Annotated in this window: 12 protein-coding genes; 8 read left to right on the top strand and 4 right to left on the bottom strand. The window is 72.9% G+C overall.

Annotation, left to right across the window (positions count from 1 at the left end; genetic code table 11):
* Positions 1–51: 51 nt before the first annotated feature.
* Together ACGFX4_RS08350 and ACGFX4_RS08345 are read right to left on the bottom strand one after the other, a co-directional pair.
* Complete coding sequence (locus tag ACGFX4_RS08350) at positions 52–1,524, bottom strand: MFS transporter (RefSeq protein WP_393071194.1); 1,473 nt, start codon at positions 1,522–1,524, stop codon at positions 52–54.
* 195 nt (positions 1,525–1,719) lie between these two features.
* Positions 1,720–2,700 (bottom strand): NADPH:quinone reductase, encoded by a 981-nt coding sequence (locus ACGFX4_RS08345; protein ID WP_393071193.1) that lies wholly within the window; start codon positions 2,698–2,700, stop codon positions 1,720–1,722.
* A gap of 187 nt (positions 2,701–2,887) precedes the next feature.
* Here ACGFX4_RS08345 and ACGFX4_RS08340 point away from each other — a divergent pair, with 187 nt between their 5' ends.
* The 3 genes from ACGFX4_RS08340 (at position 2,888) to ACGFX4_RS08330 (ending at position 6,408) form a co-directional block, all read left to right on the top strand.
* Positions 2,888–4,060, top strand: coding sequence for an acyltransferase family protein (locus tag ACGFX4_RS08340; RefSeq protein WP_393071192.1), 1,173 nt, complete (start codon positions 2,888–2,890; stop codon positions 4,058–4,060).
* A gap of 29 nt (positions 4,061–4,089) precedes the next feature.
* A complete protein-coding gene (locus tag ACGFX4_RS08335) occupies positions 4,090–4,938 on the top strand; it encodes an NAD(P)H-binding protein (RefSeq protein ID WP_393071191.1) in 849 nt (282 codons plus the stop codon).
* A gap of 246 nt (positions 4,939–5,184) precedes the next feature.
* Positions 5,185–6,408 (top strand): IS701 family transposase, encoded by a 1,224-nt coding sequence (locus tag ACGFX4_RS08330; protein WP_393071190.1) that lies wholly within the window; start codon positions 5,185–5,187, stop codon positions 6,406–6,408.
* Between the two features lie 7 nt (positions 6,409–6,415).
* Here ACGFX4_RS08330 and ACGFX4_RS08325 read toward each other — a convergent pair whose 3' ends face one another.
* The gene (locus ACGFX4_RS08325; protein ID WP_393071189.1) at positions 6,416–8,365 is read right to left on the bottom strand and encodes a helix-turn-helix domain-containing protein; all 1,950 of its coding nucleotides are present in this window, start codon (positions 8,363–8,365) and stop codon (positions 6,416–6,418) included.
* A gap of 297 nt (positions 8,366–8,662) precedes the next feature.
* Here ACGFX4_RS08325 and ACGFX4_RS08320 point away from each other — a divergent pair, with 297 nt between their 5' ends.
* Positions 8,663–9,430: a methyltransferase gene (locus ACGFX4_RS08320; protein WP_393071188.1), complete on the top strand. Its 768-nt coding sequence runs from the start codon at positions 8,663–8,665 to the stop codon at positions 9,428–9,430.
* Between the two features lie 16 nt (positions 9,431–9,446).
* The gene (gene pabB, locus ACGFX4_RS08315) at positions 9,447–11,564 is read left to right on the top strand and encodes an aminodeoxychorismate synthase component I (protein ID WP_393071187.1); all 2,118 of its coding nucleotides are present in this window, start codon (positions 9,447–9,449) and stop codon (positions 11,562–11,564) included.
* Here pabB and ACGFX4_RS08310 read toward each other — a convergent pair.
* Entirely contained in the window at positions 11,509–12,675 is a 1,167-nt protein-coding gene (locus ACGFX4_RS08310; protein ID WP_393071186.1) for a transaldolase family protein, read from the bottom strand. The two genes, pabB and ACGFX4_RS08310, sit on opposite strands and share 56 nt — an antisense overlap.
* A 272-nt stretch (positions 12,676–12,947) precedes the next feature.
* Here ACGFX4_RS08310 and ACGFX4_RS08305 point away from each other — a divergent pair, with 272 nt between their 5' ends.
* The 3 genes from ACGFX4_RS08305 to ACGFX4_RS08295 all read left to right on the top strand — a co-directional run bounded on the left by ACGFX4_RS08305 (position 12,948) and on the right by ACGFX4_RS08295 (position 15,672).
* On the top strand, positions 12,948–13,568 hold the full coding sequence (locus tag ACGFX4_RS08305; RefSeq protein ID WP_345698343.1) for an NAD(P)H-dependent oxidoreductase: 621 nt from the start codon (positions 12,948–12,950) through the stop codon (positions 13,566–13,568).
* 45 nt (positions 13,569–13,613) lie between these two features.
* Positions 13,614–14,828: a 3-deoxy-7-phosphoheptulonate synthase gene (locus ACGFX4_RS08300; RefSeq protein ID WP_393071185.1), complete on the top strand. Its 1,215-nt coding sequence runs from the start codon at positions 13,614–13,616 to the stop codon at positions 14,826–14,828.
* A gap of 73 nt (positions 14,829–14,901) precedes the next feature.
* Positions 14,902–15,672, top strand: coding sequence for a 2,3-dihydro-2,3-dihydroxybenzoate dehydrogenase (locus ACGFX4_RS08295; protein WP_393071184.1), 771 nt, complete (start codon positions 14,902–14,904; stop codon positions 15,670–15,672).
* Positions 15,673–15,706: the final 34 nt, after the last annotated feature.

Raw genomic sequence — 15,706 nt, 5'->3', positions numbered from 1 at the left:
CCTTCTGTGGTGTCGGTTCTATCAAAACGGCGGTGCCGTCCGGACGCAGGCTCAGGACGCGGAGAGTGTCAGGTCGGCCGCGGAGTCGGCGGGCGCCTCGGCGGGCTGCTGCTTCGGGGTGCGCTCGAAGCTCAGCGCGACCAGCACCAGGACGGCGATCCCGGCGGTGGCGACCAGGACGGCGGTGCGCAGCCCGTCGGTGGTGGCCGAGCGCAGCTCCTCGCCGCTCAGCCCGGCGGTGCCGGCGTTGGCGACGGCGACCAGCACCGCCAGGCCCACCGCGCTGCCGACCTGCTGGCCGGTGGAGACGATGCCCGAGGCGATGCCCTGCTCGTAAGGGTGGACTCCGGTGGAGGCGGCGGCGAACATCGTGGTGAAGATGACGCCCTGGCACAGGCTCAGCACCACCAGGCCGGGCAGCAGCGCGGCGTAGCTGCCGTCGGTGGTCATGGTGAGCGCCATCGCGGCGGTGCCGGCGCCGCCGAGCACGAAGGAGCCGATCAGGGTGGTGCGGACGCCGAAGCGGGTGGCGATCCGGCCGCCCAGCATCGAGCCGAGGAAGCCGCAGACCATCGGGATCAGGAACGCGGTGCCGGTCTCCATCGCGGAGTATCCGTGCACGTTCTGGAAGTAGACGGTGAGGAAGTACAGCAGGGTGCCGAAGGTGGCCATGAAGAGGAAGGTGACCACCACGCCGGTGGAGAGGTTGCGGTTGCGGAACAGCCGCAGTGGCATCAGAGGGTCGGCGGTGCGGGCCTCGATCGCCAGGAAGGCGGCGACCAGGGCGAGGCCGACGGCCGCGGTGGTGAGGATCAGCGGGGAGGTCCAGCCGGAGGTCGGGGCCTGCACCAGGGTGAAGACCACCAGGGTGGCGCCGGCGGTGGCGGTCAGCGCGCCCGGCAGGTCGAAGGCGCGGCCCTGCTCGCGCGGGCCGTCCGCGGTGATCAGGGTGAAGGCGAGCAGCGCGGCGCCGCCGGCCAGCGGCACGTTGACGTAGAACACCGCCTGCCAGCCGAAGGCCTCGGTGAGCACGCCGCCGAGCAGCGAGCCGATGATCATGCCGGAGGCGCCGGCGGCGGCCCAGACCGACAGCGCGCGGTTGCGCTCGCGGCCCTCGGCGAAGCCGGTCACCACCAGGGCGAGAGTGGCCGGGAAGAGGAAGGCGCCGCCCAGGCCCTGCACCGCGCGGGCGGCGATCAGCAGGCCGGGGCCGGTGGCCAGGCCGCCGACCAGCGAGGAGACGGCGTACAGCGACAGGCCCAGGACGAACATCCGGCGGCGGCCGAACAGGTCCGAGGCGCGGCCGCCGAACAGCAGGAAGCCGCCGAAGGCGACCGCGTAGGCGCTGACCACCCACTGCAGGTTCTGCGCGGAGAAGCCGAGGCCGCTGCCGATCTCGGGCAGAGCGACGTAGACGATGTTGTAGTCGATCGAGACGATCAGCTGGGCGAACGCCAGCAGGGCCAGGGTGAGGCCCGCGCGGCGCCGTCCGGACGCCTGGTCGGCGTCGGCGGTCGTGGTCATCGGAGGGTGCCTTTCCGTGGTGAGGGGCGGGGTCAGGGGGTGTCTCTCGGGTCACGTCGGATGAGTGGGCGTCGTTGAGGTGCGTGCATCGGCGGTGCCGAGGAGGAAGTTGATGCGGAGCATCTGCGACCGACGAGAAGCCGTCGAGGTGCGTGCCCCGGCGGCGACCGCCCGGCGTGGCCCGAGAGACACCCCCTACAGATCGGGGCGCAGGACGACCCGCCTGCCGTTCAGCTCGCCGTTCTCCAGCGCCCGGTGGACGTCGGCGGTGGCGGAGAGCGGGAGGCGGGTCAGCGCGCGGGGGCGGAGCTTTCCGGTGGGCAGCGCGCGGTTGATCGCGGCGGCGGCCTCGGCGAGCTCGGCGGTGGTGGCGTGCGAGATGACGAAGCCGCGGACCGAGCCGTCCTTCATGTACAGCCGGCCGGCCGGCAGCACCGGGGCGGAGCGGGCGCCGGCCAGCAGCACGATCCGCCCGCGCGGGGCGAGCAGCTCGACCGCGGCGGCCAGGTCGTTGGAGCCGGAGGTGTCCAGGTGGAGGTCGACCCCGCCGGGACAGGCGGCGGCGAGCCGCGCGGGCAGCTCGGGGTCGCGGTAGTCGAGCACCTCGGCCGCGCCCAGGGCCCGGCAGTACTCGGCGTCCTCGGCGCGGGCGGTGGCGACCACCCGGGCGCCGGCCGCGGCGGCCAGCACCACCAGCGCCGAGCCGACGTTCCCGGCGGCGCCGGCCACCAGCACGGTCTCCCCGGCGCGCAGGGCGCCGTGGGTGAACAGGCCCAGGTACGCGGTGGCCGCCGGGTGCACGGTGGCCACCGCCTCGTCCTCGTCCACGCCCTCGGGCAGGTGGTAGAGCCGGTCGGCGGCGACCACCGCCTGCTCGGCGGCGGCGCCCTGCCGGCCGCCGTGGCCGAGGCTGTTGCACCAGACCCGGTCGCCGACCGCGAAGCCCGGTGCGCCGGGGCCCGCGGCGGCGACGGTACCGACCAGGTCCCGGCCCACCACGAAGGGGAACTCCACCGGTGTCCGGAACACACCGGAGCGGACGAAGGTGTCCACCGGGTTGGCCGACACCGCGATGACGTCCACCAGGACGTCGGTCGGTCCGGGGACGGGGGAGGGCACCTCGCCGAAGCGGATGTTCTGCGGAGGGCCGAGCTGCTCGATGAAGGCTGCGCGCATGCTCCCGATCCTGCGGCACCGCCGGGCGGACGCGCCGAAAACGCCGCATCGTTCGTCAACTCCCTTACCCCGGACGGCCGGATGGGACAGGGGTTCGACTTGACGCAGTGCCGGTCGGCAGCGCGCGGACCGCGCCCGGCGGCCGGTACTTGTTTCCCGTCGCCACCACACCCCAAGGACGGAAACCATGGCCACCGATCAAATCGTCGCCCGGCCCCAGCCGGCGGTCGAGACGGCGCCCGCGCAGCCGCAGCGCCCGTTCACCACCAGACTTCCCTCGCTGACCGGCCTGCGCTTCCCCGCCGCGCTCGCCGTGTTCGCCTACCACGCGGCGCTGCCGATCCCCTCGCTGCGCTTCTTCGGGGACGACGCCACCGAGTTCAGGTTCGTCGACCTGGCCGGCCAGGCCGGCGGCCTCGGCGTCTCGTTCTTCTTCGTGCTCAGCGGCTTCGTGCTGACCTGGTCCGCCCGGGACAGCGACACCACCACCGGGTTCTGGCGCCGCCGCCTGGTGAAGATCTACCCGAACTACGTGGTCACCTGGGCGCTGGCGATGGCGCTCTTCGCCTCCGCGTACACGCCGCTGCGCACCGCACTGGCCAACCTGCTGATGCTCCAGGTGTGGATACCCGACTTCAACACCTACTTCAGCGTCAACCCGCCGAGCTGGTCGCTGGGCGCCGAGGCGATCTTCTACCTGGCCTTCCCGCTGCTGCACCGCGGCTTCAAGAAGATCCCGGCCCAGCAGCTCAAGTACTGGGTGCTCGGCATGGTGGCCGGCATCATCGCCACCCCGGCGCTCGCCTACGCCCTGCTCCCCGACACGCCGGCCGTCCCCGGCGGTCTGCAGAGCTCGGTCCTGCAGTACTGGGTCACCTACGTGCTGCCGCCGGTGCGGATGATGGACTTCGCGCTCGGCATGCTGGTGGCGTACGCCGTCCGCAACGGCCGCTGGCGCAACATCGGCATGGTCTGGTCGTCCCTGCTGCTGGTGGCCGGCTACGTCGCCACCAACTACGTCCCGTACCTGTACGGCCAGCGCGTGATGACCATCGTGCCGATCGCGCTGCTGATTGCCGCCGCCGCGATCGCCGACAACGAGGGCCGCTTCACCCTGTTCCGCAACCGGGCGATGACCTGGCTCGGCGAGATCTCCTTCGCCTTCTACCTGCTGCACTTCATCGTGCTGGCGTACCTGCGCAGCCTGCTCGGCGCCCGGATGTTCTCCACCGTCGAGGGCGTCGGCCTGCTGCTCGGCTCGGCCGTCGCCACCGTGCTGCTCTCCTGGGCGCTGTACCGCCTGGTCGAGACCCCGATCGTCCGCCGCTTCTCCAAGCCGCGCGCCAAGCAGTCCGTCTGATCCACCGTCACACGAAAGAGAGAGCTCCCATGAGCAAGATCCTGGTCATCGGCGCGGGCGGCCAGGTCGGCGCCTCGGTCGTCGAGCAGCTGCTGGAGGCCGGCGCCGAGGTGCGGGCCGGCGCCCGCAACCCCGAGAAGCTGTCCCTGCCGGCCGCCGTCGAGGTGGTCAAGGCCGACCTGACGGACGGGGTGAGCCTGAAGGAGGCGCTGAACGGCGTCGCCAAGGTCTTCCTGTACGCGGTGCCGCAGGGCATCGAGACCTTCCTGGAGGCCGCGAAGGCCACCGGCGTTGAGCACGTGGTGCTGCTCTCCTCGCAGACCGTGGTGGACGCCTTCCCGGTGCAGGAGCCGATCACCGTCATGCACCGCACGGTGGAGGACGCGATCGCCGCCTCCGGCATCGCCTACACCTTCGTGCGGCCGCACAACTTCGCCACCAACATCCTGATGTGGGGCTGGCCGGAGTCGATCAAGTCCGAGGGCCTGGTCCGCTTCCCGTACCCGGAGTCGCACAGCGACGCCATCCACGAGAAGGACATCGCCGCCGTCGCGGTCGCCGCCCTCACCCGGCCGGGCCACGAGAACCAGGCGTACTTCATCAGCGGCCCGGAGTCGATCACCCAGCGCCGCCAGCTGGAGATCCTCTCCGAGGTGCTCGGCCGCCCGCTGGAGTACGTCGAGCTGACCGACGCCGAGGCCCGCGAGGCGCTCTCCCCGATCGTGCCGATCTGGGTGATGGACGCCGTGGTCGGCTACTGGGCCGGCACCGACAACGTCCCGAGCCACCTGACCGACAACGTCGAGAAGATCACCGGCCGCCCGGCCCGGACCTTCGCCGAGTGGGCGAAGGACCACGCCGCGGACTTCACCGCCTGACCCGCCCGTCCCCCCACGCGAGGCCCCCGCTCCGGCGGGGGCCTCGCGGCGTCCCCGGGCAGTGGTGGCTGGGCCACACCCGATCCGGCCGGGAACCCCGGAACACCGGGCCGCCCGACCAGGGGGGTGTGGTCGGACACCCGTCGGAGGGCCGAGACGGGTGAGCTGCGCACCTTAGCGAGCGGGCCCGGAATTCCTAGCGTTGGGAATCGCCGCACCAGCCCACCAATCAGCCGAGGGGTTCCCATGAGCGGTCTCACCCTGTACTCCCGGGAGGTTCAGGCCCCGGGCCACGCACCGGCCCCGGACCACTCCCACACCCACGACGTCCTGCTGTCGGAGCTGTGCTCCGTCCTGTTCGCCTCCCTGCCCCGGAGCGACCAGCGCCACAAGGGCGCGCAGTACCTGCGCGGCCTGCTCGGGGCCCAGGGCCGCAAGTCGATCCGCAACATCGCCACCGTGGTCGGCGGCCAGGCGGCCGAGCAGAGCCTGCACCACTTCATCACCAGCTCCACCTGGGACTGGGGACCGGTCCGCCAGGCCCTCGCCCAGCACCTGGCCCGGATCGCCCCGCCGCAGGCGTACGTGCTGCGCCCGATGGTCATCCCCAAGGCCGGCGACCACTCGGTCGGCGTGGACCGCCGCTTCATCCCCGCCCTCGGGCAGGTGCTCAACGCCCAGCAGGCGGTCGGGGTGTGGGCCGCCTCCGAGAGCTTCAGCTGCCCGATCAACTGGCGGCTGCACCTGCCGCAGACCTGGCTGGACAGCGAGCCGCGGCGCAGCCAGGCGCTGATCCCCGACGAGGTCGACGCCGAGACGGTGGCCGACTGCGGGCTGGAGGCCGTGCTCGGCCTGCCCGCCCGCTGGGGCCTGCCCACCCGCCCGGTGGTGCTGGACGCCCGGGACGCCGACGCGCTGCGCACCGTGCGCCGGCTCCGCTCGGAGCGGGTGCCGCTGCTGGCCCGGATCAGCGGGTCCTTCCCGCTGCTGCCCGCCACCCCGATCGCCGGCCGGCCGGTCGAGCCGACCCCGGCGTTCCAGGTGATGGGTGCCGCGCGGGACCTGCGCCGCCCGCTGGTGTGGTCCGGCCACACCGGTGCGGTGCGCACCAGCCTGGTCGCCGCGGTGAAGGTGCGGGTGCCCGGTCAGAGCGCCCGGACGATACCCGGCCTGCGCGGCGACGAGCTGATGCTGGTGGGTGTCGGAGTGCCCGGGCGGCGCTGGCCGAGCGAGCTGTGGCTGACCGACCTGGTCGACCTGCAGCTGTCCGGCCTGCTGCGGCTCGGTCGGCTGGTCGACCGGGTGGACCGGGACTTCGTCCAGATCGCCGACCGGGTCGGGGTGCGGGACTTCGCCGGGCGCTCGTTCAGCGGCTGGCACCGGCACATGTCGCTGGCCTCGGCCGCGCACGCGGTGGTGGCGCTCGGGCGGGGTGCGATGCCGGACGCCCGTTTCGGCCAGGCGTCCTGACGTGAGGTCAGGACTCCTCGGCCGGCGCGGCGGCCGGGCCTTCGCCGGTGCGGTCGAGCAGCTGCCGGCGCACCCGGGACAGCCGCAGCGCGAGCTGGATCTCGAAGGCGCGCTCGGGCTTCTGCCACTCGGGGCCGAGCAGCTCGCTGATCCGCTCCAGGCGGCGGGCCACCGTGTTGGTGTGCACGTGCAGCTTCTGGGCCGCGTAGGTCGGGCTGTTGCCGGTCTCGAAGTAGGCGCCCAGGGTGCGGGCCAGCTCGGTGAACCGCTGCTGGTCGTAGTCGAGGACCGGGCCGATGGTGGAGTCGATGAAGCCGTCGACGTCGTGGTTGTCGGACAGCAGCACGCCGATGAAGCCGAGTTCGCGGGCCGAGGCGGCGCGTCCGGTCGAGCCGAGCGAGGTCATCGCGTCCAGGCAGCGCAGCGCCTCCTGGTGGGCGTGGAACACCGACACGGGGTCGCTGGCCGGGCCGGCCGAGCTGACCGTGACCGGGGTGCCGAGCAGTGGCGTGAGCTCCTCGGAGACCGCGCGGGCGGCCGCGCCCGGGTCGGTGCCGGGCAGCAGCAGGACGGCGCGGCCGTTGTCGACCCGCTTCAGGCCGCTCATCCGGTGCGCGTACAGCGAGGCCCAGGTGGCCGCCTTGCCCTGGGAGTCGCCCTCGGGCCGGGCTATCACCAGCACGTGCGGGCGGGAGAGGTCGATGCCGATCCGCTGCGCCCGCATGGCGAGCTGCTGCGGCGGTCTCTGCGGGGTGGCGAGCAGCTCGTCGAGCAGCTCGTCCCGGACGTGGCCGAGCGCGGTGGCGGCCCGGCTGCTGTCCAGCAGCAGCGGGACGGCGACGGCCTGGGCGATCAGCTGGGCGACCCGGTCGGCGTGCGCGGCGTGCGCCGCGGACGGGCGCAGCATCAGGGTGCCCAGGTGCGTGGAGCCGGCCCGGACCGCGGCCGCCCAGAGGTTGTCCGGAAGCGGGACCGGCAGGCGGACCGTGTGGGCGTCCATCGCGGCGGCCACCACGGTCGACTCGTCCAGGTCGGGCAGCTCGCCGGCCGAGCTGAGCACGGTGCCGTCCGAGGCGTAGATCCGCAGGCCCGAGGCGAGCAGCCGGCCGGCCTCTCTGATCAGCGCGTGCGGGTCGGTGCCGGACAGCGCCAGGTCGAGCAGGACCTGCTGGGCGTCGGCGAGTTCGCGGACCTCCTGGAGGCCGGCCTCGGCCCGGGAGGTGTCCAGCTCCAGCCGCGAGACGGTGGCGCCGGCCTCCTCCAGCAGCTTGGCCTTCTCGATCGCCACGCCCGCGAGGTCGCCCAGCGAGGTCATCAGCGCGATCTCGTCCGAGGTGAAGTAGCGGACGCTGCGGTCGGCGATGTACAGCACGCCGAACGGGCGGGTGCGATGGCTGAGCGGCACGGCCATGATGGCGTGCAGGCCCTCGGCCCGGACCACCTCGTCGATCACCGGGCTGTGGTTGATCCGCTGGTCCGCCAGGTAGTCCGGGGTCCAGAACGGGGAGGGGTTGGCCAGCACGTCGGAGCCGAGCCCGGAGCCCTGCGGCAGCTTGAGGCCGACGCTCAGGGTCGAGGTGTGCCCGTCGGAGGTGCGGACGTACACGTAGCCCTGCTCCTCGTCGGGCAGGCTGATGTACGACATGTCGACGCCCAGCAGCAGCCGGGCGCGGCGGGTGATGACCTTGAGCAGGGAGTCCAGGTCGTAGGGCATCGCCAGGTCGCGGGCGGTGTCCACCAGGGCGGACAGGCCGGCCTCGCGCTGCTGGCGGCGCTTGGACTGGGAGCGGATCGACAGCCCGAGCTCGCGGAGCCGGCCGACCGACTCCAGCTCCTCCTCGCTGCTGCCGCAGGTGCGGCGGGCCTCCTCCAGGAGCTCCTCGAACCTGGCGAGCGGTGCCTCGCTCGCCAGCAGTTCCAGGACGCTGAAGGCGACGGAGTCCGCCAGCCGACCCACCACTGTCCCCTTCCCCCCCTGGCACCCCCCGGCGCCCGCCTGCTGAGTTGATCAAGGTCGATCAAGCCTACGTGACAGTCTGCGATCGGACGGTATGCGCAGGTGTACGGCTTCGTCAAGCTTTGGTCAAGGAGGTGGCGCGCCGTGTGGTCGGCCCACCGGTGTCCCGGCCACCGATGGCGGTCGCCGGGTGTGTTGCCCGATCACCTTCCGGTGCGCATGGGCCTTGAGTGAGGCTTGAGCCACTAACGAGACGTCAGGCAGCCGGCCTGTGCAGAGCTTCTGGGGAGAGCAGCAATGCAGGACGTGATGGACTACCGCCGTTCGCTCGAGCGGAGCCGCCTCTCGCGGATGCGGCGGGACGGTGCGTCGGTGTTCACCATGCAGGGCCGCGAGTGGGACCAGCTGCCGGGGGTGTTCGCGCCGACCGACTCGCCGTCCACCGGGATCGCGCTGGACCTGCTGGGTCTGGCCTCGCCGGACGCCCGTACGCACGGTTCCGTGCTGGAGATCGGCTGCGGCACCGGGGTGATCGCGGTGACCGCGGCCCTGGCCGGCAGCGAGCGGGTGGTCGCCTCCGACATCAACCCGCTCGCCGCCGAGAACGCGCAGCTGAACGCGGTGCGCCACGGGGTCGGCCACAAGGTCGACGCGGTGCACAGCGACCTGTTCGACGCGCTGGAGCCGGGCGAGCGTTTCGACACCATCTTCTGGAGTTCCAACTACGTGCTGGCCCCCGAGGACTACGCGTACGAGCACCCGCACGAGCGGGCCTACGTGGACGCCGGGTACGCGGCCCACCGCCGCTTCCTGGCCGAGGCCCCGTCCTGGCTCACCCCGAACGGCTCGGTGCTGCTGCACTTCTCCAGCCGGGGCGACCTGCTCAGCCTGATGAGGATCGCGGGCGAGGTCGACCGGGCGCTGCGGATGGTGCGCGTCCTGCCGGTCCAGGAAGGCGAGCACGAGGTGCAGCACATGTTGATAGAGATCGCCCCGCGTCATCGGACGCCGTCCGTGCCGGGCACCCGCACGGACGCGGTGCCGCAGCAGGGCCGCCGGGGCTGAGGGCGAGGAGCCGACGATGCGCACGCTACTGGTCGACAACTACGATTCGTTCACGTACAACCTTTTTCACTACCTGGCCGAGGTCAACGGCGAGGAGCCCGAGGTGGTCGTCAACGACGACCCCGCCTGGCAGTTCGACCGGCTCGCCGAGTTCGACAGCGTGGTGCTCTCGCCCGGTCCGGGCAGCCCCGAGCGGCCCTCGGACTTCGGCATCTGCCGGGAGATCCTGGAGCGCGGCGGCCTGCCGGTGCTCGGGGTGTGCCTGGGCCACCAGGGCCTCGCGGCGCTGCACGGCGGCCGGGTCTCCCGCGCCCCCGAGCCGTACCACGGCCGGCTCTCGGCGGTGGTGCACAACGGCACCGACCTGTTCGCCGGCCTGCCCTCGCCGTTCGAGGCGGTCCGCTACCACTCGCTGACGGTCGACCGGCTCTCGCCCGAACTGGCCGCCACCGCGTGGACCCGGGACGGCGTCCTGATGGGTCTGAAGCACCGTCAGAAGCCGCTGTGGGGCGTGCAGTTCCACCCCGAGTCGATCGGCGGCAGCTACGGCCACCGGCTGCTGGAGAACTTCCGCGACCTGGCCGACGAGCACAACCACCGCACCGGCCGCACGGTGCGCCGCACCCCGCGCCCGCAGCCGGAGCCGGAAGCCCGCTTCCTGCCGCGCCGCCGCTTCAAGGTGCTCACCCGCGAACTGGCCACCCGCTGGGAGGACGAGGTCGCCTACGACCGGCTGTTCCGCGGCGGCCCGTTCGCGTACTGGCTGGACAGCAGTCGTCCGGACGACAACCAGGGCCGCTTCTCGATCATGGGTGACGCGGCCGGCCCGCTCGGCCGGGTGGCCACCGCGGACGCCTGGAACTCCACCGTGGTGGTCCGGGACCAGTCCGGCGCCGAGGTGGTCTCCGGCACCTTCCTGGACTGGCTCGACCAGGACCTGCGGCAGCACGCCGTGGACATCCCCGAGCTGCCCTTCGACTTCGCACTGGGCTGGGTCGGCTACCTCGGCTACGAGCTCAAGGCCGAGTGCGGCGGCGACCGCGCCCACCGCTCCGACCTGCCGGACGCCGCCCTGGTGTTCAGCGCCCGCGCCCTGGTGCTCGACCACGCCACCAACACCAGCTACCTGCTGGCGCTCGCCGAGGAGGGCGAGGAGGCGGCGGCCGAGGCCTGGCTGCGGGACGCCTCCGAGCGGCTCACCGAGTCCGTCGGCAACCGGCTGCGGATGGCCGCCCAGCCGATGCCGCTGGGCCGGATCACCATGCGCCACGACCGCGAGGAGTACCTCGGCCTGGTCGAGCGGTGCCAGGAGGAGATCGCCGCCGGCGAGACCTACGAGGCCTGCCTGACCAACATGCTGGAGGCGCCCGGCCGGATCGACCCGTGGGAGGGCTACCGCTTCCTGCGCCGGGTCAGCCCCGCGCCGTTCGCCGCCCTGCTGCAGTTCGGCAAGGTCCAGGTGCTCAGCAGTTCGCCGGAGCGCTTCCTGCGGGTGGACGGCGAGCGCCGGGCCGAGTCCCGGCCGATCAAGGGCACCCGGCCGCGCGGCGCGACCCACCGCGAGGACCGCGCCCTGGCCGACGACCTGATCAGCAACGAGAAGGACCGCGCCGAGAACCTGATGATCGTCGACCTGGTCCGCAACGACCTGGGCCGGTGCGCCAAGGTCGGCACGGTCGAGGCCGAGGACGTGTTCCGGCTGGAGACCTACGCCAAGGCCCACCAGCTGGTCTCCACCGTCCGCGCGGTGCTGCGCGACGGGCACTCCGCGGTGGACTGCGTCCGGGCCGCCTTCCCGCCCGGCTCGATGACCGGCGCGCCCAAGCGCCGCACCATGCAGATCCTGGACCGGCTGGAGGCCGGGCCGCGCGGGGTCTACTCGGGTGCGATCGGCTACTTCTCGCTGAACGGCACCGCCGACCTGAGCGTGGTGATCCGCACCGCCGTGGTCACCCCCGGACGGATCCGGTACGGCGTGGGCGGCGCGGTGATCGCCCTGTCGGACGCCGCGGCGGAGTTCGAGGAGACGGTGGTGAAGGCCGCGCCGATGCTGGCGCTGACCGGCGGGGAACTGGAACTCAGGGACGGGGACCGGAGCCGGAGCCGGCAGCGGGCGGCGGCAGCGGCCGGCTGAGGCCGGCGGCCCGCAGCCGTGCGGCGAGCACCGCGTGGAGGCCGAGCCAGGCGTCGACCAGACCGGTGACGGCCTCGGCCTCCAGGCGGCGCACCACGGCGTCGTAGGCGATGCCGAGCCGGCCCAGCCCGTCGAGGACGGACCGGGCCGTCTCGTGCTGGCCCATCAGGGTGTCGCCGCGCAGCTGCAGGCTGGTCGCGGCCTCGTCCAGGACCGGGCAGTTCATCGCGTGCACGGTGCCCCAGGAGACCAGGCCCTCGACGTAGCGGGCCCGGGCGGCGGCCGGATCGGCGAGCGCGGAGGCGGTCCACAGCAGCCGCTGCGGACGCGCGCCGTTGGCGCGCAGGGCCCGCCAGCGGGCGCTGCCCAGCCGTTCCTCGTACACCCGGTACATCAGCCGGGCCACCGCCAGGGCGGCCCGGCCGCGCAGCGCGCCCGCGTCCGGTGAGCCGATGTCGGCCAGCCGGCCGTCCACCTCGCGGTCCACCGGGCCGACCGGCAGGGAGGCCACCGAGGCGATCGTCGACAACTGCCGGCCGGCCGCGAGCGCGCGCTCCAGGCCGTCGAAGTACGCGTCCACGGCCTGGCCGTAGCGGGTCACCGAGAACACCCCGGTGATGTGCACGCCGACGCCGGCCGCCACGCAGTCGCGCACGGCCAGCAGGCCCTCGGTGGTCGCCGGGATCTTCACCAGCATGTTCGGACGGTCCACCGCCCGGGCCAGCTCCAGTGCCTCGGCGGTGGTGGCGGCCGGGTCGTGGGCCATCCGCGGGTCCAGGTCCATCGAGACCAGGCCGTCGTAGCCGTGCGTCTCGCCGAACACCGGGAGCATCACGTCACAGGCCAGGCGCAGGTCCTGGACGGAGAGTGCCCACAGGGAGCTCTCCACCGACACGTCCAGCTCGGCCAGGCGGGCCAGCTGCGCGCCGTAGGCGTCACCGTCGTCGCGCAGCCGGGCGGCCAGCCGGCCCGGGTTGGAGGTCGCGCCGCGCAGGCCGGTCTCCGCCACCAGGCGGGCCAGCAGGCCGGACGTGGCGAGCTTCCGGTGGAAGCCGTCGAGCCACGGGGAGACGCCTTCCGCGACCAGTGGTCGCAGGTCTCCGTGGGACACGGGGGCGACCGGGCTTTCCTTCACGCGGGATCACTGCTCCTCGGCTCTGCGTCAGCCTGAATAGGGTGCTGGGGCCACGAGGATATGGAGCGATTCGTGCCCGGAAAACCCTGCGGCCGAAGCAATGTCAGGTCGGTGCCAAATCATCCACCTGATGAAGTAGTTGATGGAGTATCCGTCACCTGACGAAGTGCCGCCGCGGCCGTTGGCCGCCCCTGCCGGTGCTGCCCAGGATCTGCTGAACGAGCAGCCACCCGTAGGAGTTCATGGCCATGACCAAGATAGCCGTCATCTATTACTCGTCGACCGGGAATGTCGCAAAACTCGCCGAGGCCGCCGCGGCCGCCGCGGAGAAGGCGGGCGCCGAGGTCCGGCTGCGCCGGATCGCCGACCCCGAGCGGGAGACTTTCGTGCCGGGTACGGAGACGGCGGTCGAGGTCCTCCGGGAGCGCAATCTCACCATCCCCGAGGCGGAGTTGGACGACCTCGCCTGGGCGGACGGGATCCTGATCGGATCGCCGGTCCGCTTCGGCCTGCCGGCAGCGCCGGTCTCCGCGTTCATCGACTCCACCGCTCCGCTGTCCATCCCCGGCGGCCTGGCGAACAAGGCGGTCTCGGCCTTCACCTCCGGCTCGGCCCCGCACGGCGGCCACGAGACCACCATCCTCGCCCTGCACAACGCCTTCTGCCACTGGGGCTCGCTCATCCTCGCCAACGGCTCCACCGACCCGGTCCTCTTCCAGCCGAACAACGGCAACCCGTACGGCAGCAGCGCCGTTTCGCGGAACCGTCCCGGCCAGGTGCACGAGGAGAACCTGGCGGCCGTCGAGTACCAGGCCCGCCGGGTCGTCCAGGTCGCCTCGCTCGTCCGGAACCTGAACGCCGCCGCCTGAGCCAGGCCCGCCCCGGGCCGCGCATCCCACCCCATGGAGACATCAGTGGACAACGCCCTGCTCGACCTCAGACTCCCGTCCGAAGCCGGGGGGTCGACGGAGGAGACGTACCAGGCGCGGCCTGCCCTGCAGCAGCCCGACTGGCCGGACGCGGTCGAACTCCAGTCCGTACGGGAGGAGCTGGCCGTCCGGCCCGCCCTGGTCACCGGCCACGACGTCCGCCGACTGCGCTCGCTGCTCGCGCAGGTGGCCGACGGCGAGGCCCACGTGGTCCAGTCCGGCGACTGCGCCGAGGACCCGGCCGAGTGCACCTCCGGCTACGTCGCCCGCAAGGCCGGCCTGCTGGACGCCCTGGCCGGCGTCCTGAAGATCACCACCCACCGTCCGGTGGTCCGGATCGGCCGGATGGCCGGCCAGTTCGGCAAGCCCCGCTCCAGCGCCACCGAGCTGGTCGGCGGCGTCGAACTCCCGGTCTACCGCGGCCACATGGTCAACAGCCCGGAGCCCGACCCGCAGGGCCGGATCCCCGACCCGCGCCGCCTGCTGGACGGCTACCGGGCCGCCCGCGAGGCGGTCGGACACCTCGGCTGGCTCGACGGCGGGCACCGCTCGCCCACCTGCCCGCCGGTGTGGACCAGCCACGAGGCGCTCCTGCTGGACTACGAGATCCCCATGCTGCGCCGCGACGAGGAGGGCCAACTGCTGCTCGCCTCCACGCACTTCCCCTGGATCGGCGAGCGCACCCGGCAGCTGGACGGCGCCCACGTCGCCCTGCTCGCCAAGGTCGTCAACCCGATCGCCTGCAAGGTCGGCCCCACCATGAGCCCGGACGAGCTGCGCCGCCTGTGCGAGCTGCTCGACCCGGACCGCGAGCCCGGCCGGCTCACCCTGATCTCCCGGATGGGCGCGGCCAACGCCGCCGCCAAGCTGCCCGCGCTGGTCGAGGCGGTCCGCGCGGCCGGCCACCCGGTGGTCTGGCTCACCGACCCGATGCACGGCAACACCGTCAGCGGACCGGACGGCCTCAAGACCCGCCTGGTGGAGACCGTGATCCAGGAGGTCGAGGCCTTCCAGCAGGCCGTCCGCACGGCCGGCGGCACCGCCGGCGGCCTCCACCTGGAGACCACCCCCGACGACGTCACCGAGTGCGCGCACGACGCCTCCGGCCTGCCCGGGATCGGCGACAAGTACACGAGCTTCTGCGACCCGCGGCTCAACCCGGCCCAGGCCATCGCGGTGGTCTCGGCCTGGCGAGCCTGACCGCGGGTCGCGGACATTCCCAACCCACGGCCGCCGGTCCGAGAACCGGACCGGCACAGGGAGGTCCGAAACCATGGAGAACAAGGTGGCCCTCGTCACCGGAGCGGCCGGCGGCATCGGTGCCGCAGTCGTCCAGGCGTTGGCCGAACGCGGGGCCCTCGTGGCCGCCGCGGACCGCGACGCCGACCGCCTCGACGAGACGGTCGGCAAACTCGCCGCAGAAGGCCTGCGGGTCGAGTCCTTCCCCGCGGACGTCACCGCCAGCGCCTCCGTCGAGGCCATGGTCGAGGCGGTCGAGCAGCGGCTCGGCCCGATCGACTACCTGGTCAACGCGGCCGGCGTGCTGCGCCTCGGCGACGTCCGCGACTTCACCGACGAGGACTGGCGGATCACCTTCTCCGTCAACGTCGACGGCGTCTTCCACGTCTCCCGCGCGGTGGTCAACCGGATGGTGCCCCGCCGCTCCGGAGCGATCGTCACGGTGGCGTCCAACGCGGCCGTCACCCCGCGCACCGAGATGGCCGCGTACTCCGCCTCCAAGGCGGCCGCGACCCTCTTCACCAAGAGCCTCGGACTGGAGGTCGCCCAGTACGGCATCCGCTGCAACCTGGTGGCCCCCGGCTCGACCGACACCCGGATGCTCAGCTCGATGTGGCAGGACGACAGCGGCCGGCGCGGCACCATCGAGGGCCGCCCGTCCTCGTACCGGGTCGGCATCCCGCTCGGCAAGCTGGCCGCCCCCAAGGACGTCGCCAACGCCGTCGTCTTCCTGCTCTCGGACGACGCCGGCCACATCACCCTGCACGACCTCACCGTGGACGGAGGTGCCGGACTCGGTGCCTAGCAGCGTCCTCACCCAGCCGAGGCAGGAGACACGC

The organism is Kitasatospora sp. NPDC048365 (assembly GCF_043200835.1).
In the GTDB taxonomy this organism is placed as follows: Bacteria; Actinomycetota; Actinomycetes; order Streptomycetales; family Streptomycetaceae; genus Kitasatospora; species Kitasatospora terrestris.
This window is presented reverse-complemented; position numbering and strand designations above follow the sequence as displayed.